The organism is Acinetobacter sp. YH12152 (assembly GCF_013418285.1).
GTDB classification, from domain to species: domain Bacteria; phylum Pseudomonadota; class Gammaproteobacteria; order Pseudomonadales; family Moraxellaceae; genus Acinetobacter; species Acinetobacter amyesii.
In genome coordinates, this window is record NZ_VPCH01000058.1 from 1 (window position 1) to 19808 (window position 19808).

General features: G+C 41.4%; 17 protein-coding genes. 15 read left to right on the forward strand and 2 right to left on the reverse strand.

Translation table 11 applies throughout. The features are described 5' to 3' along the window. Positions 1-213 precede the first annotated feature (213 nt). The 6 genes from FTU83_RS14865 to FTU83_RS14890 all read left to right on the forward strand — a co-directional run bounded on the left by FTU83_RS14865 (position 214) and on the right by FTU83_RS14890 (position 7261). Positions 214-882 (forward strand): HAD-IA family hydrolase, encoded by a 669-nt coding sequence (locus tag FTU83_RS14865; RefSeq protein ID WP_180107109.1) that lies wholly within the window; start codon positions 214-216, stop codon positions 880-882. Positions 883-1571: 689 nt separating this feature from the next. Beyond that, complete coding sequence (gene mhpD / locus FTU83_RS14870) at positions 1572-2369, forward strand: 2-keto-4-pentenoate hydratase (protein WP_078189749.1); 798 nt, start codon at positions 1572-1574, stop codon at positions 2367-2369. A gap of 36 nt (positions 2370-2405) precedes the next feature. Further along, on the forward strand, positions 2406-3302 hold the full coding sequence (locus FTU83_RS14875; protein ID WP_078192779.1) for an acetaldehyde dehydrogenase (acetylating): 897 nt from the start codon (positions 2406-2408) through the stop codon (positions 3300-3302). A gap of 11 nt (positions 3303-3313) precedes the next feature. Next, the gene (gene dmpG / locus FTU83_RS14880; protein ID WP_180107112.1) at positions 3314-4333 is read left to right on the forward strand and encodes a 4-hydroxy-2-oxovalerate aldolase; all 1020 of its coding nucleotides are present in this window, start codon (positions 3314-3316) and stop codon (positions 4331-4333) included. A 523-nt stretch (positions 4334-4856) separates the two neighbouring features. Further along, positions 4857-6110 carry an OprD family outer membrane porin gene (locus FTU83_RS14885; RefSeq protein ID WP_180059404.1) on the forward strand — a complete coding sequence of 418 codons (1254 nt, stop codon included), beginning with the start codon at positions 4857-4859 and terminating at the stop codon, positions 6108-6110. Between the two features lie 293 nt (positions 6111-6403). Beyond that, positions 6404-7261 carry an alpha/beta fold hydrolase gene (locus tag FTU83_RS14890; RefSeq protein WP_168377928.1) on the forward strand — a complete coding sequence of 286 codons (858 nt, stop codon included), beginning with the start codon at positions 6404-6406 and terminating at the stop codon, positions 7259-7261. Between the two features lie 406 nt (positions 7262-7667). Here the strand turns inward: FTU83_RS14890 and hcaR are convergent, their stop codons facing one another. Beyond that, positions 7668-8573, reverse strand: a complete 906-nt coding sequence (gene hcaR, locus FTU83_RS14895) for a DNA-binding transcriptional regulator HcaR (protein ID WP_180107114.1) — start codon at positions 8571-8573, stop codon at positions 7668-7670. 279 nt (positions 8574-8852) lie between these two features. Here hcaR and hcaE point away from each other — a divergent pair, with 279 nt between their 5' ends. The 9 genes from hcaE to FTU83_RS14940 all read left to right on the forward strand — a co-directional run bounded on the left by hcaE (position 8853) and on the right by FTU83_RS14940 (position 17782). Next, positions 8853-10220, forward strand: a complete 1368-nt coding sequence (gene hcaE, locus FTU83_RS14900; protein ID WP_067763943.1) for a 3-phenylpropionate/cinnamic acid dioxygenase subunit alpha — start codon at positions 8853-8855, stop codon at positions 10218-10220. Further along, entirely contained in the window at positions 10217-10735 is a 519-nt protein-coding gene (gene hcaF / locus FTU83_RS14905; RefSeq protein WP_067763936.1) for a 3-phenylpropionate/cinnamic acid dioxygenase subunit beta, read from the forward strand. The genes hcaE and hcaF overlap by 4 nt, the downstream gene beginning before the upstream one ends. Next, positions 10735-11061 (forward strand): 3-phenylpropionate/cinnamic acid dioxygenase ferredoxin subunit, encoded by a 327-nt coding sequence (hcaC, locus tag FTU83_RS14910; RefSeq protein ID WP_067763933.1) that lies wholly within the window; start codon positions 10735-10737, stop codon positions 11059-11061. The genes hcaF and hcaC overlap by 1 nt, the downstream gene beginning before the upstream one ends. A 2-nt stretch (positions 11062-11063) precedes the next feature. Beyond that, entirely contained in the window at positions 11064-11882 is an 819-nt protein-coding gene (gene hcaB, locus FTU83_RS14915; protein WP_078192772.1) for a 3-phenylpropionate-dihydrodiol/cinnamic acid-dihydrodiol dehydrogenase, read from the forward strand. Positions 11883-11947: 65 nt separating this feature from the next. Continuing rightward, entirely contained in the window at positions 11948-12910 is a 963-nt protein-coding gene (locus FTU83_RS14920) for a 3-carboxyethylcatechol 2,3-dioxygenase (RefSeq protein ID WP_180007135.1), read from the forward strand. 11 nt (positions 12911-12921) lie between these two features. Beyond that, positions 12922-14157: a 3-phenylpropionate/cinnamic acid dioxygenase ferredoxin--NAD(+) reductase subunit gene (gene hcaD / locus FTU83_RS14925; RefSeq protein ID WP_180007136.1), complete on the forward strand. Its 1236-nt coding sequence runs from the start codon at positions 12922-12924 to the stop codon at positions 14155-14157. Positions 14158-14591: 434 nt separating this feature from the next. After that, positions 14592-15494 carry a DMT family transporter gene (locus FTU83_RS14930; RefSeq protein WP_180054331.1) on the forward strand — a complete coding sequence of 301 codons (903 nt, stop codon included), beginning with the start codon at positions 14592-14594 and terminating at the stop codon, positions 15492-15494. Between the two features lie 230 nt (positions 15495-15724). Next, positions 15725-16666, forward strand: a complete 942-nt coding sequence (locus FTU83_RS14935; RefSeq protein ID WP_180107116.1) for a cation diffusion facilitator family transporter — start codon at positions 15725-15727, stop codon at positions 16664-16666. 60 nt (positions 16667-16726) lie between these two features. Next, positions 16727-17782 carry an MBL fold metallo-hydrolase gene (locus tag FTU83_RS14940; protein ID WP_180107118.1) on the forward strand — a complete coding sequence of 352 codons (1056 nt, stop codon included), beginning with the start codon at positions 16727-16729 and terminating at the stop codon, positions 17780-17782. Between the two features lie 81 nt (positions 17783-17863). Here FTU83_RS14940 and FTU83_RS14945 read toward each other — a convergent pair whose 3' ends face one another. Beyond that, positions 17864-19384, reverse strand: coding sequence for a catalase (locus tag FTU83_RS14945; protein ID WP_111884100.1), 1521 nt, complete (start codon positions 19382-19384; stop codon positions 17864-17866). Between the last annotated feature and the right edge of the window lie 424 nt (positions 19385-19808).

The following is a 19808-nucleotide window of genomic DNA, read 5'->3' on the forward strand; positions in this document are numbered from 1 at the left end:
TCATATTAAGCTTTACGAGGGCGTTGTATCGTCTGACGAGACGTGTATCAAGATGGGAGATATTAAATTGAAGAGCATGCTCTTCAATTTAACCCAAAACTTGGGATTTGTGTAGATACCTATGCCTTTAAGGAGAGGGTCGGGGTGAGGTAAATAAATTGATGCACTCCAGAATCTGAATTACCAAACACTGAATCAAATCTAGGAAAACGTATGAACTCAGCTGTAAAACTAGTCATTTTCGATTGGGATGGCACTTTATTTGATTCTGTGGGTCAAATTGTAGCGAGTTTAAAATTTGCAGCAGATCAATATTCACAGCCGCTGACCGATGCTGATGCGAAAAGTATTATTGGTTTAGGTCTGCCGGAAGTCGCACAGCGGTTATTTCCGACGGTTCCCGAATTACACAGCGACATTTTGCAAAGTTATGCCGATCACTATGTGGCCCATTCCAAAGGGGATATGTGGTTTGATGGTGTCGCGGACATGTTGCAGGAATTACGCGATGCCGGTCTACAATTGGCTGTTGCAACGGGGAAAAGCCGTAAAGGTCTAGACCGTGTTTTGGCTCAAACGCAAAGTCATGAGCTATTTTGTGCGACCCGAGCAGCCAGTGAAACCAAATCTAAGCCAGATCCGTTGATGTTGGCAGAAATTTTGGCGGAAACGGGCCTGCGTCCTGATCAAGCCATTATGGTCGGTGATACGTCGTATGATTTAGAAATGGCCCTCAATATTCAGATGCCACGTGTAGGCGTGAGCTATGGAGTGCATACTGTAGAAACACTCCAGTATTTTCAACCCTTACATATTGCACATAGCGTAGGTGATTTGACTGAATTTCTACTAGAACACGTGAAATTACGTCTAGCTGTATAGTTTTAGATACAAACGAGTAAAAAGGGTGAAATTTGTTTTCACCTTTTTTGTTACCAAATGAATAGTAATGCCAGCTCTACTTGATGAAATGAGTAAATTCAATTATTTAAAAAAGTAATAACACTAGATTTTTCTACAATAACAAGCAGTCTTCTAGCAAATTTACCTTAAAAAATTGAGCGCAACTATTTGGCCTTTTACCACAAGCTGGAATAGATTTTTTGTTTGAATTTTTGGTTTTATCTTATTGTTGTTTATTGATTTATTTTTAAATTTCCAATTTATTAAACTAAATCATATGAAATTGAACACCTATGCGTAAAAGTTGGCCTGACGCTAAAATAATCTTTTAATCTTATCTTTTAGTCGTATAAGCCAAGTTTTTTAGTAGAGATTCAGATTTAAGGGCGAAAAAAATAGTGAATTTTATTTAATTATTTTGACTTAAGTTTTTGAATATTAATAATAAATAATGATTAATTTATAGCTAATAGCTATAGTCATAAATAAAATAAGTATTGGTATTCACTTTCTAAAATCTCGATGCTAAATGCATCTAAACATAACGTGTAGTATGTCAAGTGAAATGCTTTAGGCGAATCCTGACATGACTTTCATCACTTTGATTTTGATGGTGATCGGGATGAAACACGTTGTGCATCCAATTTTTGCAGTTTAAGGAAACATTGATGTCGAATTCTGCTGTTGTTGAATCAGTTGCGCAAGCATTACGCGATGCGGAAGTAAATCAGGCTGCGATTGCACCGATCCGTCCACAACTTGGTGGTGAAAGTGCTGATGTAGATATTGCTTATGCCGTTCAAGAAGTGAATACCAAACGTGCGGTGGCAGAAGGTCGTCGCCTTGTAGGTCGTAAAATTGGCTTAACATCAAAAGTTGTACAAGCGCAGTTAGGCGTTGATCAACCTGACTTCGGTATGTTGTTTGCTGACATGGCGTATGGCGATGGTGAAGAAATCCCTGCTGGTTTATTGATTCAGCCAAAAGTTGAAGCAGAAATTGCTTTGGTGATTAACCAAGATTTGACCAAAGAAAAACACACCTATGCAGACATTATTAGTGCAACAGAATATGCACTGCCTGCAATTGAAGTGGTCGATAGCCGTATCGAAAACTGGAAAATCTCGTTGATTGATACTGTGGCAGATAACGCATCTTCAGCAGGTTTTGTACTGGGTTCTAAGCCTGTAAAACTTGCAGATCTTGACCTTGTAAATTGCAAAATGGTCATGACGCGTGGTGAAGAAGTGGTTTCACAAGGTGTGGGTAAAGCGTGTCTTTCTAACCCATTAAATGCAGCAGTGTGGTTGGCTGACGAAATGGTTCGTCGTGGTCGTCCATTGCTTGCAGGTGACATCGTATTGACCGGTGCTTTAGGCCCAATGGTTGTGGCAAATCCTGGTGATGAATTCAAAGTTGAAATTGAAGGCTTTGGTTCTGTGACTGCAGCATTTGCAGCGAAATAAGCTTGGGTTTTACGGAATTTTTAAGAGTACACATTCATGAAAAAGATTAAATGTGCATTGATCGGTCCAGGGAACATTGGTACTGACTTGCTTTACAAACTTCAACGCAGCGAATTTTTAGAACCAGTATGGATGGTTGGTATTGACCCGACGTCTGAAGGTTTGGCTCGCGCTGCTAAAATGGGTTTAAAAACCACTGCTGAAGGCGTAGATGGTTTACTTGCACACGTAATTGAAGACGACATTAAAATCGCATTTGATGCAACTTCTGCCTATGTTCATGCTGAAAACAGCCGCAAATTAAATGAACTTGGCGTGTTAATGATTGACTTAACACCTGCTGCAATCGGTCCATTCTGCGTACCACCAGTAAACTTAGAAGCGTTATTGGACGCAGGTGAAGTTCCGAACGTCAACATGGTGACATGTGGTGGTCAGGCAACGATTCCTATGGTTGCTGCGATTTCACGAGTTCAGCCTGTTGAATACGGCGAAATCATTGCAACAGTTTCAACAAAATCTGTGGGTCCAGGTACACGTAAAAACATTGATGAATTTACTCGTACGACTGCTGGCGCTATTGAAAAAGTGGGCGGTGCGAAACAAGGTAAAGCGATCATCATCATTAACCCTGCTGAGCCACCACTGATGATGCGTGATACTGTGCACTGTCTGGTTGAAGGTGAACCAGATCAAGCAGCAATCACTGAATCTGTACATGCGATGATTCTTGAAGTTCAAAAATATGTACCAGGTTACAAACTTGTAAATGGTCCTGTATTTGACGGTAACCGTGTTTCAATCTTCTTAGAAGTTGAAGGTTTAGGTGATTATCTTCCTAAATATGCAGGTAACCTCGACATTATGACTGCGGCAGCTGCACGTACTGCAGAAATGTTTGCAGAACGCGTATTAAACACTGCTGAAGCTTAAGGAATACCAAAATGTCTAAGATTATTATTAATGATATGACTTTACGTGATGGTATGCATCCTATGCGCCATCAAACTACACCTGAACAAATGGTTGCCATTGCAACTGCTTTGGATGATGCAGGTGTACCTTTAATCGAAGTTACGCATGGTGACGGCTTAGGCGGTAACTCTGTGAACTATGGTTTTGCAGCAGCAACCGATGAAGAATACCTAAAAGCGGTGATTCCAAACCTGAAACAGGCGAAAGTATCTGCACTTTTACTTCCTGGTATTGGTACGGTTGACCATTTGAAAATGGCACATGATGTTGGTGTAGCAACCATTCGTGTTGCAACGCACTCAACTGAAGCTGACGTTTCTGAACAGCACATTACTGCTGCACGTAAACTTGGCATGGACACTGTGGGCTTCTTGATGATGGCGCACATGGCAACTCCTGAAAAACTTTTGGAAGAAGCCAGCAAAATGGTGTCATACGGTGCAAACTGTATTTATGTGACTGACTCTGCTGGTTATATGTTGCCTCAAGACGTGACTGACCGCGTGGGTATCTTACGTGCAAACTTGGGTTCAGAGATTGAGCTCGGTTTCCATGGTCACCACAACTTAGGTATGGGCGTGGCAAATACGGTTGCTGCTGTTGAAGCGGGTGCGATTCGTGTCGATCTTGCATCTGCAGGTCTAGGTGCGGGTGCAGGTAACACACCACTTGAGTTATTCGTGGCTGTTGCGAACCGTATGCAAATGGAAACTGGCGTTGACTTGTTTAAAGTACAAGACATTGCTGAAGACCTTGTTATTCCAATGATGCACAACCCGATCCGTGCTGACCGTGATGCAGCAACTTTAGGTTATGCAGGTGTGTATTCCTCATTCCTATTGTTCGCAAAACGTGCTGAAGCGAAATATGGCGTGTCTGCGCGTGAAATTCTTCTTGAGCTTGGTCGTCGTGGTACGGTTGGTGGTCAGGAAGATATGATCGAAGACCTAGCGTTGACGATGTCTAAAGCGAAAGAGGCAAATGCTTAATTTGCTTTAAAAAAAAGCGCCCGAAATGGGCGCTTTTTTTATGTCTGAAGTGGCTGTTTTGGTTTGAGATGGGCTTGAGGCATGGAAAGCGGATTGAAATAAGAAAAGTTCTGCGAACCAATGGTCGATTTCGAGCAGTCATGGTGGTGAAATTTAACTTTAAGTTGTTGATGATTATATAAATTAAATATCATGTTATATCTAAATTTTATAACTAAAATAAGGATAAATCTCAGCAAAAAACTTTGATTAAACTTAAAAGCAATTAATACAGCGTATGTAATTGCGAAAAATAAAAAACTTTCTATTTTACGTTAATAAAACATGGGGTTAATTTAATCAGTCGTTCTAAATAATAAAAAAGAGTTATTGTTTTAATCTCTAAGGAAAATAAGCAGAAATCGCATCCTAAGTTCAAGTCGTACAAAAGCCTGATAAACCTTAATACTGTAGTCGGATTTTTTTCCAAGGTATTGTTGAGCATGATGATGTCATAGCTTAATTTGATCACTAGGAATAAGCCATGCGTCGTCAAAATTTATGGATAGCAATTCTTGCTGCGACAGCAACATTAGGAACATCTGCAACTTATGCGGACTTTGTTGACGACAGCCAAGTACAATTGAAATTTAAAAACTTCTACTTAGACCGTCAAATTAAAGAAAATCCGGCGGGTAACTGGGGTTCGTGGTCACAAGGCATTACTTTAGATGCGAAATCGGGTTATCACGATATTGGAGGTGGAATCCAAGTTGGTGCAGACCTTTTGGTACAGCACGCATTTAAATTGAATGCTCGTGATAAAAACCCAGACTGGATCTTGCCGCATGATGGTAAAAAATCTAAGGATGAATTCGGTAAGGTGGGTGCAACCCTAAAAGCGAAGGTATCTAAAACAGAACTTCGCGTAGGTGAATTATTGCCGATTTCACCAGTTTTGACCTATGATCCAACTCGTCAGTTAGTGACCACCTTCAGTGGTGCTTGGTTAGAGTCAAAAGATTTAAAAGATACCAAATTGACTTTGGCTTATGTGAACGGCATTAACAACCGTTATGACAACCAATTCCGTGATTTGACATTATTTACTTTAGGTCAACCAGGTGGTCATGCAGATCAAGGTCTTGAATCTGACGGCATGATTATCGCAGGTGTGGATCATCAATTTACCCCTGAACTTTCAGCAGGTTATTGGTTTGGTGATGTAAAAGATATTTATCAGCAGCATTATGTAGGTGCGGCATACAAAACCAAATTGGGTGAAAATGCTAAATTAGATAGCCATGTACGTTACTTCGATACAGCAGATTCAGGTAGCAGCTTATATGGTCATTTAGATAACCAAGCATTATCTGCTAGTGCAAAAGTGAATTATGGCGCGCACACTGTTGGGTTGAACTACCAGCAAATGATGGGGGATAGTGCATTCCCAACATTGGGTGGTTGGGTTCCAGGTGCTTATTTGTCGAACTGGGGTGTAGCAACCTTCACTCAAAAAGATGAAAAATCTGTAGGTGTAAATTACAACTATGATTTCTCAGGATTGGGTGTGAAAGGCTTGAATGCAACTGCGGTGTATTTCACTGGTTGGGATGCTGAGGTGAAAGGTGTGAAAAACCAAGACTCAGATGAGCTTAATTTGATTGTTAATTACACGGTACCTGAAGGTCAGTTAAAGGGTTTAGGTGTACAAGCCATGTATATCGATGCAAACTTCGACTACAAGTCTGACTTGCAAGAATACCGTGTGGCAACAACTTATACCTATAAGTTCTAATTTCTCAGGATAAAAAAGAGGGAAGTGGATTCATTGCTTCCCTTTTTATTCGCTGGTTTATTTAAAAAAGAAATACCTCAAAGATTTTATGGATATATTTTTGAGTTATGTATTTAAAAACAATAACTTAAATTATAGTCTATTTGTTGTTTATGATCGTAAATATGTATCAGTTAGCAGTGGCTGAACAGGTAATATGAGACTGTAAAAACCACAAAATCCAAAAGAGTCCCCCTTGTGTTTAAATCCGTTATGGATTGAAACATAAGCTCTACGCAATACGAGGAGCATGTATGAGCACTGTTCAGATTCCTGACTATACAACTGATTCATTCTTTGGTTTAGAAGATAAATGGATTGAAACTGCTGAAGGCGAATTAACGCATTACCACGAAGTGGGTGAAGGCACACCAATTCTATTTTTACACGGTTCAGGTACAGGTGTATCTGCTGCGGCAAACTGGTGGTTAAACCTTCCACAAATTGGTGAACAAGCTCGTTGTATCGCTATCGATACGATTGGCTATGGTCAAACTGTTGTTGCACCGAATACTGCTTATGGTATCCGTGCTTGGGTTGATCACGCTGTACGTACGTTAGATGCCCTAGGTATTGAAAAAACTTGGTTAGTGGGTAACTCACTCGGTGGCTGGTTAGCATTCCAAATGGCTTTGGACTATCCAGAACGTGTATTGGGTATCGTGTCTATGGGTACAGGCGGTGCTAAACAAACTGCAGCACTTAAAGCACATGCAAACCCTGTATTAACCGAAGAAGGCATCAAGAAAACCTTGTCTATGTTTGTTGTAAACAAAGACTTGATCACAGACGAATTGGTAAAAGTACGTTTCGCTTCTGCTGCAAATGACTATGCATCAAATCGTTTGATGGATGTTGTTGGCGCACGCGACCGTGACCGTTTCGAATTCCCACTCGACTTTGAAAAAATGAAAGACATTACTGTGCCAGTATTGTTGATTCACGGTGTTCAAGACGTGGTGATTCCAGTATCTCGTACGTGGGATATTTTGAACACAGTTCCAAATGCGGATGCGCATATCTTTAGCCAATGTGGTCACTGGTCACAAGTTGAAAAAGCAGAAGAATTCAACACCGTGATTAAAGATTATTTAAAAGCGCGTGGTGTGTAATTTCTTGTCACTGACATGAAATTCAAAAAAAGGATGGTTTTGCCATCCTTTTTTTTATATAAATCTTTTGAAAGAAATACTTTAAATGAGTATTATTCTCATTAATGGGTCGACAGTGTACGGTCTAAATCAGTAAAAAGGCATAAAATAAGCTTATCTGAATGGTTGGGGAAGGGGAATTATTTATTAGACTTAAGTTGTAAATCGGCAATTTTTAGCAATTTTTATCAATGTCTAAACTAAAATTTATAAGTTATTTTCCATCAAGTCGATATGCATGATAGATAAAATGCGTCGATTAAAACATTTAAACGATTAAAAAAGCGACTTTTTAGCCATAAAAAAAGCACCATTATTCATTTTAAAAATAATGGTGCTATATCTATAAATGATGACTTGGCGAAAATTAACGCTGTTCGCGATTAATATCGAGATAAAAAACTTTGGTTAGCAGTTCAAGGAATTTATCTACAGCCACAGAACTCGCCGTTTTTCGGTAACTTACATACAAGTGTAGATACGGTAATTCGACATCTAAAGGACGAATCACCGTATTGTTCATGGTCAATGGCGCGATGTATCCCGGTAGGATCGTGCAGCCTAAGCCCATGCCGATGGAGTTAATGTTAAACAGGATATTGTCGGCTTTTTGCACGATATTAAATTGAATATCATGGGTCGAAGCAAAGTCCAAAATGGCTTCATGCAACGTGCCAGATTGTTCACGTGCAGGAATGATAAAATCAATCCCATTCAATGCTTTAACTGGAATGCGCTCGTACTTCGCTAAAGGGTGATCTTTGGGTAAAATAAAGATCAGCGGTTCACGCAGTACAAACTGACTTTCAATTTCGTCGCTGTGGAAGTTATTGCGGGTAAAAGTGATATCCAGTTCACCTTTTTGCAGCAATTTCATCTGATCGCGGTTATTTAAACTGAGTAATTCAATCTTGAGTTCTGGGTTCTGAACACGTAAATTTGGCAGCACATAAGGGAAGATTTTCATCTCTGCAACAGGGACAAAACCAATGCGCAGCATCTGCTGTTTGGCTTGTGAAACCTGACGTGCCATAGCCACAGCTTTGTCTGCTTGTGCCAAGGTTAAACGTGCTTGTTCTAGAAATACGGCACCTTCTTCTGTGAGCTCAACTTTACGTTTAGTACGGTGCAACAGTTTTACGCCGACATCTTCTTCAAGATCTTTAATTTGTTGGCTTAAAGAAGGTTGAGCAGTATAAAGTTTTAACGCAGCTTTACTGAAATTGAGTTCTTCAGCGACAGTAATAAAGTAGCGTAAGTGTCGTAATTCCATATAATCAACCCGTGGAGTAATCCAAAAAATGTCTTACTTAGAAGTCCGTTCAGTATAATCTATAAACAACTATTGCGTGAGGATTATTTTACCATTCACGAAATAAATGGTGTTCTCGGCAATTTAAAAAAAATGCCATAAAAAAAATCTACCGTAATAATCCATAAAATCTCTTAATTAAAACAAAATAAATATTTCCCGAAAATCGGTCTAAAATCCATCATCGTTGAAAAGTTGAGTCTATTACTTTGTGCCTTACTGGTCACAGGAGAGCTTTTCATGAGTGGAAAAATTGATGTGCGCGAAATCGATGCTTTGGTCGATGCACAAAATGGACGTATCACGCCATCTATCTATACAGATCCAGACATCTACGAACTTGAATTAGAACGTGTGTTCGGTCGTACATGGTTATTCCTATGCCATGAGAGCCAAATTCCTAAAGCCGGCGATTTCTTCAATACCTATATGGGTGAAGATCCAATCATCGTGGCACGTCAAAAAGATGGCTCAATCAAAGCATTCTTAAACCAATGTCGTCACCGCTCTATGCGTGTGAGCTTCGCGGACTGTGGTAATACACGTGCATTTACTTGCCCGTACCACGGCTGGTCTTACGGCATTGACGGTTCTTTAAAAGATATTCCACTTGAAGACCGCGCGTTCCCGCACGGTGCTTGTAAAGAGAAATGGGGTCTTGTTGAAGTTAACCGTGTTAAATCATACAAAGGCTTAGTATTCGCTTGTTGGGATGAAACAACACCTGACCTAGAAGAATACATGGGCGATATCGCTTGGTACTTAGATGGTGTTCTTGACCGTCGTCCAGGTGGTACAGAAATTATCGGTGGTGTACACAAGTGGGAAATCGAGTGTAACTGGAAATTTGCAGCTGAACAGTTTGCATCTGACCAATACCATGCATTGTTCTCTCACGCATCTGCGATCCAAGTACTTGGCGCGAAACCAGATGACGAATCATCTAAGAAATTAGGTGCTGCACAAACAGCTCGTCCTGTTTGGGAAACTGCGAAAGATGCGATCCAATACGGTTCACGTGGTCACGGTTCAGGCTTCTTCTTCACAGAAAAACCAGATGCAAACGTTTGGGTAGATGGTGAAGTTGCAAACTACTTCCGTGAAACATTTGATGAAGTTAAAGAGCGTTTAGGCGAAGTACGTGCTTTACGTCTTGCTGGTCACAACACCATGTTCCCAACATTGTCTTGGTTGAACGGTACAGCAACACTTCGTGTATGGCACCCACGTGGTCCAAACAAAACTGAAGTATGGGCATTCTGTATTGCAGACGCTGAAGCATCTCAAGAAGTGAAAGAAGCATTTGAGCGTTCTGCGACTCGCGCATTCGGTCCTGCTGGTTTCCTTGAGCAAGATGACTCTGAGAACTGGATTGAAATTCAAAAAGTTTTACGTGGTTATAAAGCCCGTCAAAACAAATTAATTATGGAAATGGGTAAAGGTAACGAGAAAGTACGTGAAGATGGTATCCCTGGTATCACTAACTATATTTTCTCTGAGACTGCAGCACGTGGTATGTACCGCCGTTGGGCAGATTTATTGATTCATGAAAAATGGGAAGACGTTGAAGCTGCGGCTGACGAATATGAGAAGGAGCTTATGAAATGAGTCAAATCAGTTTAGAACTTCATCACCAAATTAGTCAGTTTCTTTATCGTGAAGCAAAATTGCTTGACGATTGGAAGTTCCGCGATTGGTTAGCTGTATTAGCGGAAGATATTTCTTATACGTTACGCACAACACCAAACGCGCAAACACGTGACCGTCGTCGTTCGATTGAGCCGCCAACAACTTGGGTATTTAACGATACTAAAGATTTGTTGGAACGCCGTGTTGCCCGTCTTGAGACAGGTATGGCATGGGCCGAAGAACCTCCTTCACGTACAACACACATGGTTTCAAATGTGATTGTTGAAGCGACTGAAGTTGAAGGCGAATACGACGTTTACGTAACGTACTTGTTGTACCGTACCCAGAAAGAGAAAGATGTAACAATCTACTGTGGTAAGCGTCACGACAAGATCCGCAAAGTCGACACTGAGCAAGGTTTCGAAATCTTCAACCGTAAGATTACCCTTGATCAGGTGACTTACAACTCACATAACCTGAGCGTGTTCTTCTAATGAATAAGATTTTTGTTTGCCAAGTTGACGAATTAGACGAAGGCGAAGCATTGAAAGTAGATTGCGGCGTTAACGGTATCGATGCGCTTGCAGTATTCAACAACAATGGCGAATTTTTCGCGATGAACGACCGTTGTTCACATGGTAATGCTTCAATGTCTGAAGGTTACCTTGAAGATGATGGCACTGTTGAATGTCCACTTCATTCGGCTCGATTCTGTTTGAAAACTGGTCAAGCATTATGCTTACCAGCAACAGATCCTATCAAGACATTCCCTGTGATTGTTGAAGATGGTGCTTTATACGTAGAGATGGCAGGAGAGTAATCATGGGTTGGCTACAAGGCGAAGTTGCACTTATTACCGGTGGTGGTTCAGGCTTAGGCTGGGCATTGGTTGAACGTTTCTTAGAAGAAGGTGCACAAGTTGCTGTTCTTCAACGTTCTCAATCGAAAGTTGATGCATTGAAAGAACATTTTGGTGACCGCGTGCTTGCGATCGCAGGAGATGTAGCCAGCTATGAGGATAATGTTCGTGCAGTTCAAGCAACTGTAGAACATTATGGCAAACTTGACTGTTTCGTCGGAAACGCAGGTATCTGGGATCATTACGCAGATATCGTCAATACATCGGGTGAACAGCTGGAGAAAGCTTTTGATGAGATTATGGGTATTAACACCAAATCTCTCATCTTAGGTGCCAAAGCTGCACTTGATGCATTGATAGCTTCAGAAGGTTCTATCATATTTACTCTGTCTAACTCAGCACTGTATTCGGCAGGCGGAGGCCCTGTATACACAGCGTCTAAGCATGCTGGCGTTGGGATTATGAAAGAATTAGCCTATGAGCTTGCGCCTAAAGTACGAGTGAACGCTGTTGCTCCGTCGGGTATGAATGTAAACATCAAAGGTGCTGCTTCTTTAGGCCAAGAAAACCTCGGTCTACTCGATGCACGTGATCCTGAGAAGATTGCACGCGGCATGCCGCTCAATTTCTTACCCGAACCTGAAGATATGACTGGTTCATACGTGTTATTGGCTTCTCGTCAAAACAACCGCCCATTAACTGGTGTTTTAATTAATGCTGAATGTGGTCTGGGTATCCGTGGTTTACGTCAACCACGTGCTGGCTTCTTTGACGAGATTTAATTCGCCAAATACGTAAAGGACTTACTCGGCAGCCGTCTTGGCTGCCTTCCGTTTAGGAGTCACCCATGGCCGTTAAACTTATTTGTGCATCGCACAGTCCCCTAATGGAATTCGCTTCTCCGCAAGAGAAATACAAAGAGGAAAAAGTTCGCGAAACTTTTGCCAAACTTGCGAAAGAAGTTGAAGACTATAATCCAACATTGATCATTACTTTTGGTCCAGACCATTTCAATGGTTTCTTCTATGACCTCATGCCATCTTTCTGCGTCGGTATTCGTGCCAAAGCAGCAGGTGATTGGGATTATGGTAAAGACAATGACCACATCAATGTGCCTGAAGAAACAGCAATCAGTCTGGTTCGTCGCGTATTGGATGAAGGTGTCGATGTTGCATACTCTTATCGTATGCAGGCAGACCACGGTGTGACTCAACCATTACATTTCCTTTGTGGTGGCAAGCTTGATCGTTATCCAACGATTCCAATTTTTATCAATGGTGCAGCTGCACCGATGCCAACAACCAAGCGTACAGTCGCTTTGGGTCGTGCAGTCGGTCAGTTCATTAAATCATTGAACTTAGAGAATGAACGTGTACTTGTTTTGGGTACAGGTGGTTTGTCTCATGATCCACCAACGCCGCAAATGGGTTCAGTTCCACCAGAAGTGGAAGAGTTCCTGATTGCAGGTCGTAATCCAACTGAAGAGGCACGTAATACACGTCAAGGCAAAATCATTGCTGTCGGTCAAAAACTCGCAGCGGGTGATACTTCTGTCGCAGTGCCTTTAAACCCAGAATGGGATCGTGCATTGCTTGATACTTTCGCCAAAGCTGACTTTGCTGCCATTGAAGCGATGACTGAAGCTGAAATTCGTGTTGAAGGCGGTCGTGGCGGTCAAGAAGTTCGTTCTTGGATGGCTGCTTTTGCTGCACTACATGAAGTGGGCGAATACGACATGACAACACATTGCTACGAAGATATTAGTGAGTGGATTGCGGGCTTCGGCATCGTATCTGCAGAATTGAAATAAGGAACAAACCCATGAGCCAAAATGGTATCGAAACCATCGTTATTGTTGGAGCTGGTCAAGCTGGTGCTAGCGCCATTTTAGAACTCCGTGCGAACAAGTATGAAGGCAAAATCATTTTGGTGGGTGATGAAACACATCTTCCTTATGAACGTCCGCCTTTGTCTAAAGACGTAATTCTAAAACCTGAAGAGACCAAAATCGAAATTCTGTCAGAAGAAAAATTGGCAGAACTCGGTGTTGAACATATTCGTGGCAATGGCGTTGTGAAAATCCATAGCGATGCGAAAACAGTTGAACTGAAAAATGGCGAAATTGTTGCATTTGACAAGTTGCTTCTAGCAACCGGTGGTGCAGCACGCCGTTTACCGAATTTCGATGCTTTGGGTAAACACGTTTATACCTTACGTAACCTTGAAGATTCACAAGCATTGGTGCCTGTATTACAAGCGGGTCGCCGTATTGTATTGATCGGCGGTGGTGTGATTGGTCTTGAGCTTGCATCTTCAGCACGTTCTAAAGACTGTATCGTGACCGTGATTGAAATGGGTCCGATGGTCATGGGTCGTTCATCTCCACGTGTTTTAAGTGAATTCTTATTGGCACAGCAACGTCTTGCAGGTGTAGATGTTCGTCTTTCGACTTCTATTGCTGACTGTAAGCTTGATGGCGAAGAAGTAGTGATCACGCTTGAAGGCGGTGAAGAACTTCGTGCCGATGCAGTGATCTATGGTATTGGCATTGTGCCAAATGCTCAACTTGCGGTTGATGCAGGTTTAGACGTTGATTTTGCCATTAAAGTGAATAATAACTGCCAAACTTCGCATCCAGATATTTATGCAGCGGGTGACGTTGCGACTCAGCTTCGTGACTGTGGTAACCACCGTCGTGTCGAAACTTGGGAAAATGCGAACTTGCAAGCAGGTATCTTTGCTCGTCATGTAATGGATGTAGAACATCCAACCCCAAATCCAGCGTGGTTCTGGACAGATCAATTGAATATCAACTATCAATTTGTAGGTGATATGGCTGCAAGCGAATGGATCGTTCGTGGTGAAATTAAACCTGAATTGGCGGCTGAGTCTTCATTTGTATTGTTTGGTGTAACTGACGGTGTCATTGTTGGTGGTATTACGGTGAATGCTGCAAAAGAGATGCGTCATTTGAAAAAATTGATTAGCAAGAATGCGGCGTTTGAAGCGGATAAATATTTAGATTTAAGCCAAGATTTACGTAAACTTGTAAAGTAAGCTGAATGTCTAAGAGGAGCAGACTTACGGTAACGTAGGTCTGTTTTTTTATGTCTTTAGTTTTAGCATCGCACTTATAAAGCTATTTTTGTAGTCCATGTATACAGTTTTAGCTTATATAGATCTATTCAACGGTTTTAATCCTCCCAGCCCTCCTTTTTCAAAGGAGGGAGTAGTCTTTGTGAAGAATGGATTTCGTTTGGATGGTTCCCTCTCTTTTTTAAAGAGGGGCTAGGGGAGATTATTGATCGTTTGAGGAGAAGTCCTTATACCCCAAACGATCGGGTGGCATTCATACCGCCTCCAATTTAGTTGATAAAGGGGAGAACAATAATTGGTCTTAAACTTTATTAGTTAATGGTCTTACGAGTAGTTCCAGATCTGAATAGTGGGTTTCAGGTTAAGTCGTTAGAACAATCAAATTTGAGAATGAAATGAAATCTTCACTGCCGCTGACGGCAAGTATATATGCTCTTTTGGTACTGATTTGGGCGACGACGCCGCTCGCGATTGTGTGGAGTGTGCAGGAAATACATCCGATGTGGGTGTTGATTATCCGTTACTTCGGCGCATCTATTATTGCGCTGTTTCTGTTGAAATTGATGCGTGATCCTTTGCCGTTTGATGAAACCTCATTAAAAAGTTATGTGGCAGGGAGTTTGAATTTGATTGGCGCACAGTTATTTATTTATCTGGCAGCCAATTATCTCACCTCTGGTTTAATGGCACTGATTTTTGGTTTTTCACCCTTAATTGCCGGTTTGATTGGCCATGTAATTTTAAAAACACATAAATTGGTCGCTTTGCAGTGGTTGGGCATGGCGGTTGCAGTGGGTGGTTTAACTTTTGTCTTTGCAGATTCTGCAGATAGTAAAGTCAATCCAATTGGCGTTGTACTGATGCTAATCAGCATGGTGTCGTATATCAGTTCGATTTTTTGGGTGAAGCAGATTAATGCACCGTTAAAGCCGATGTCACAGGCAACCGGTTCCCTGATTGTTTCTGCTTTAGGATCGATGCTCATTATTCCTTTTATCTGGCAGCATTTTCCAACCGAATTGCCAAGTGGCCGTGCCATGATAGGTTTTGTCTTTACCATGATCATGTCATCTATTGTGGCAATGCTGTGTTACTTCTGGCTGATCAAACGTTTGGCGGCATCAACGGTGTCACTCAGTAATGTGATGACACCTGTCATAGCATTGGTTTTGGGAGCGACGTTGAACAGTGAATATATTAGCTCCAATGCCTTTGTTGGAATCGTGGTCGTGATGTTTGGTATTGTGATGTACTTTTGGAAAGAGTGGCGCGAGCAATATTTTAATAAAGTACGTTGAACCGTGTACATCTACAGAATTATAAGGAAGCTGCGGCTTCCTTTTTTTTCTATACCTTTGCGCTAAAGAGCGTGTTTCACATTGAACATGATGGCATTGTCGAAACAATCGACAGTTGGTGTAAAAACAACAAAATAACAAACAACAGCTACAGTCAGTTTGAGTACTATGGAATGAGCTATAAAATCAAATAGATCTGTTTGATAAAAATAAATTTAGGACAATTTTAAATGTCTGAATCTAACAAAATCGTGGTATATGCAGCGCTCTTCGGCAATTTAGCGATTGCACTGGTGAAGTTTGTCGCTGCCTATATCACGAATAGTTCGGCCATGTTGAGTGAAGCTATTCACTCTGTGGTTGATACTTTAAATGAAATCTTACTGCTCTACGGTATGAAAAAATCGCAGCAGCCAGCAAATGCACGCCATCCGTTTGGCTATGGGCGAGAGCTGTATTTTTGGGCGTTTATTGTGGCGTTGATGGTCTTTGCTTTAGGTGCGATTGTGTCGATCTATCAAGGGATTAGTCATATTTATCACCCCGAAGAAATGCAAAATCCGATGATTAACTATATCGTGTTAGGTATTGCGATTTTGTGTGAAGGGACCTCTTGGTTTGTGGCATTGAAAGCATTTCGTAAAATCAAAGGGAAACAGGGCTATTTTGAAGCATTTCGACGCAGTAAAGATCCGACGACATTTACCGTGTTATTTGAAGATTCAGCAGCGCTGATTGGTCTGTTTATTGCCCTGATTGGGATCTATTTATCGCATGCGCTGAATATGCCAATGCTCGATGGACTGGCGTCGATTTTAATTGGTGTGGTGCTCGCTGTTTCAGCGATCTTACTTGCACGTGAGACTAAAGGATTGCTTATGGGGGAAACCGCAGACCCGCAGTTGAGGCATAATGTCTTGATGGTGGCAGAGCAAGATCCTGCGGTGCATTCTGCCAATGGGGTGTTAACAGAGCAGATGGGGGCACATCAAGTTTTGGCATCTTTGAGTCTTGAATTTAAAGATAATTTAACGTCAGATGATATCGAAGCTTGTGTCAACAGAATTGAAGCACAAATTAAACAGCTTCATCCTGAAATTGTGGCACTCTTTGTCAAGCCTCAATCTCGGAAGGTTTGGCTTGAGCGCATGAAAGGTCGTCTTGATCAGTAGGTCTGCGAGGTTAAATACTTTGCATGGTTTGTCAGCACAGTGAATGAATTTTAAATACACATGAATCAAAAAACTCAATCAGCACAATTTCAAATCAGTACTGAACGCTGTATGAAACATACGTGGACGAAGCCTGTATTTGATTATCTGGCAACTGACCATTTTAATGGGGAAAAATTCTTTAATACCCTTCGAAATCCCGATGCATTTACGCGTAAAGATATGCTGAAATGGATCATGACGCGTAAAAGCGACACGTGGAAAGTAGATCGTGAGCAAGAATACCAACAGTTTTTTGCATCTTCGCGCAGCATTCCGCAAAATCGACCTTTGGCTAAAATGGACGATTGGTTGGTATGGTTTGTTGGGCATGCTACGGTGCTAATTCAAATTGGGCCATATAATTTTTTGACCGATCCTGTATGGGCGGAGTATGCAGGCCCACGTCAAGGGACTGGACCACGACGTGCTTGTCCTGCAGGCATTGCCTTAGAAGAATTACCTACAATTCATGGGGTTTTACTGAGCCATAATCATTATGATCATATGGATTTAGCAACCTTGAATTGGTTACATGAACAATTTGCTATGCCGATTTATACTGGTTTAGGCAATGCTTATTATTTACCCACACATTTCAATGTCATTGAACTTGATTGGTGGCAATCGGAAATGTTTGAAGATTTGCGTATCGTTTATACGCCTGCACAGCATGGTTCAGGTCGTGGTTGGCGAGATCAAAATCATGCCTTATGGGGAGGTTTTTCCATCGTGCATAGTACAGGACATTTCTTCTTTGCTGGAGATACGGGCTATGCCGCACATTTCAAACAAATCCATACACGCTTAGGTGCACCCCGAGTAGCGTTATTACCGATTGGAGCTTATGAGCCACGTCGTTTAATGAAATATTTGCACATGAATCCCGAAGAAGCTTTTCAGGCGCATAAAGATTTACAGTCAAAATGTTCATTGGCAATGCATTATCGGACTTTTCAGTTGACCGATGAAGCTAGAGACCAACCTGAACATGACTTACATCATGCAATGCGAAAAACATCAAAGTTAATGAATCCATTTTTAACCATGCATGAAGGCAAAAAATTGATTGTTTAAGGATTAATAGAAGGTAATTGGAATATTTAATGCCAAGAAAAAACCACCTTAAAAGGTGGTTTTTTTATTCAAAGATAAAACTTAAAGCAAGCCTGGATTACCTTGAGCTGGATCAGTTGCACGAGCAGCTTGCGCATCCGCTACAGTTAAGCCTAATGCTTTTGCAACACCTTCACCATAAGCTGGATCACATGCGTAACAGTTACGGATATGACGATATTTGATGAAGTCGAGTGCATCGCCCATTGCGCCAGCAGTGTTATTAAACAATGCTTGTTTTTGTTCATCATTCATTAAGTTGAATAATGCACGTGGTTGACTGAAATAGTCGCTGTCATCTTCACGATAATCCCACAAGTCAGCATCACCAGTAATTTTCAATGGTGGTTCTTTGTATTGTGGTTGCTCTTGCCATTGGCTGAAGCTGTTTGGTTCATAATGCGGTGTTGCACCATAGTTACCATCCATACGGCCTTGACCATCACGACGGTTCGAGTGAACAGGGCAACGTGGTGCATTTACAGGAATTTGGTAATGGTTTACACCCACGCGATAACGTGCAGCATCAGCATAGTTGAATAAACGCGCTTGCAGCATACGGTCAGGTGAGAAGCTAATGCCCGGCACCAAGTTACTTGGTGCAAAAGCGGCTTGTTCAACATCTTGGAAATAGTTTTCAGGGTTACGGTTGAGTTCGAATTCACCCACTTCAATCAACGGATAGTCGCCTTTAGGCCATACTTTGGTTAAATCAAATGGGTGATAAGGTACTTTTTCTGCATCAAGTTCAGGCATAATTTGAACGTACATTTTCCATTTTGGAAAATCGCCGCGTTCAATTGCATTGAACAGATCGGTTTGTGAGCTTTCACGGTCTTTGGCAATAATCGCTTCAGCTTCAGCATCGGTTAAGTTTTTAATGCCTTGTTGAGTGCGCATGTGGAATTTAACCCAGAAGCGTTCATTATTGGCATTAATAAAACTGAAAGTATGACTGCCAAAACCATGCATATGACGGTAACCATCTGGAATACCGCGGTCAGACATCACAATCGTAACTTGGTGTAGAGCTTCAGGTAGTAAAGTCCAAAAATCCCAGTTATTAGTTGCACTACGCTTATTGGTTTTAGGATCGCGTTTTACTGCTTTGTTTAAGTCAGGGAATTTACGAGCATCACGTAGGAAGAAGACAGGGGTGTTATTACCAACTAAATCCCAGTTACCTTCTTCAGTATAGAATTTAAGGGCAAAACCACGAATATCGCGTTCTGCATCTGCAGCACCACGCTCACCCGCTACGGTAGAGAAACGAGCAAAAAGTTCAGTTTTTTTACCAACTTCTGAGAAAATTTTAGCACGAGTATATTGGGTAATATCGTTAGTTACGGTAAACGTACCGAAGGCACCAGAACCTTTGGCGTGCATACGACGCTCTGGAATCACTTCGCGAACGAAATTACCGAGTTTTTCATTAAGCCATAGGTCTTGGGCAAGCAAAGGACCACGTGCACCTGCCGTCATACTGTTCTGATTATCTACAACAGGAGCACCAGCATCAGTTGTTAGGTGGGTGACAGGACATTTTTTAACGTCGTCGCTCATTGAGTATCTCCATTATTATAATCATGTATTAAAGTTGGGAGTTATAACCTTATCAATTGATAACACGCTCAACAGCACATGACATTAACCGTTTTGTTAATTCATTTTAAAGTGACAATGTGACAACAGTTTTTCTCTTATTGTAAAAAATTTTTAGGCAGCAATAAATCGACGAGATATCATAAAACTGTTGTGATTGAAAGCTTAAGAGTCTTTATCTACTCATTTACTCTAAAACTTTATTTAGCTTTTGACAAATGGAAATATAGTTTTGAACGAATGGTTAATTCGATTGATTGTAAGCGTCCGCTGAACACACCTTCTGAATTCATCCTATAAGCCTTAATTTAGTCCCCACTTAGAAACAAGTGGGGACTTAAATTTATGACTACAAATAATCAGACATCCATCGCATCTCTTGCGA

Excerpts from the sequence above, each read along its gene's own strand:
- FTU83_RS14865 (WP_180107109.1), top strand. The coding sequence starts at position 214 with ATGAACTCAGCTGTAAAACTAGTCATTTTCGATTGGGATGGCACTTTA.
- mhpD (WP_078189749.1), top strand. The coding sequence starts at position 1,572 with ATGTCGAATTCTGCTGTTGTTGAATCAGTTGCGCAAGCATTACGCGAT.
- FTU83_RS14875 (WP_078192779.1), top strand. The coding sequence starts at position 2,406 with ATGAAAAAGATTAAATGTGCATTGATCGGTCCAGGGAACATTGGTACT.
- dmpG (WP_180107112.1), top strand. The coding sequence starts at position 3,314 with ATGTCTAAGATTATTATTAATGATATGACTTTACGTGATGGTATGCAT.
- FTU83_RS14885 (WP_180059404.1), top strand. The coding sequence starts at position 4,857 with ATGCGTCGTCAAAATTTATGGATAGCAATTCTTGCTGCGACAGCAACA.
- FTU83_RS14890 (WP_168377928.1), top strand. The coding sequence starts at position 6,404 with ATGAGCACTGTTCAGATTCCTGACTATACAACTGATTCATTCTTTGGT.
- hcaR (WP_180107114.1), bottom strand. The coding sequence starts at position 8,573 with ATGGAATTACGACACTTACGCTACTTTATTACTGTCGCTGAAGAACTC.
- hcaE (WP_067763943.1), top strand. The coding sequence starts at position 8,853 with ATGAGTGGAAAAATTGATGTGCGCGAAATCGATGCTTTGGTCGATGCA.
- hcaF (WP_067763936.1), top strand. The coding sequence starts at position 10,217 with ATGAGTCAAATCAGTTTAGAACTTCATCACCAAATTAGTCAGTTTCTT.
- hcaC (WP_067763933.1), top strand. The coding sequence starts at position 10,735 with ATGAATAAGATTTTTGTTTGCCAAGTTGACGAATTAGACGAAGGCGAA.
- hcaB (WP_078192772.1), top strand. The coding sequence starts at position 11,064 with ATGGGTTGGCTACAAGGCGAAGTTGCACTTATTACCGGTGGTGGTTCA.
- FTU83_RS14920 (WP_180007135.1), top strand. The coding sequence starts at position 11,948 with ATGGCCGTTAAACTTATTTGTGCATCGCACAGTCCCCTAATGGAATTC.
- hcaD (WP_180007136.1), top strand. The coding sequence starts at position 12,922 with ATGAGCCAAAATGGTATCGAAACCATCGTTATTGTTGGAGCTGGTCAA.
- FTU83_RS14930 (WP_180054331.1), top strand. The coding sequence starts at position 14,592 with ATGAAATCTTCACTGCCGCTGACGGCAAGTATATATGCTCTTTTGGTA.
- FTU83_RS14935 (WP_180107116.1), top strand. The coding sequence starts at position 15,725 with ATGTCTGAATCTAACAAAATCGTGGTATATGCAGCGCTCTTCGGCAAT.
- FTU83_RS14940 (WP_180107118.1), top strand. The coding sequence starts at position 16,727 with ATGAATCAAAAAACTCAATCAGCACAATTTCAAATCAGTACTGAACGC.
- FTU83_RS14945 (WP_111884100.1), bottom strand. The coding sequence starts at position 19,384 with ATGAGCGACGACGTTAAAAAATGTCCTGTCACCCACCTAACAACTGAT.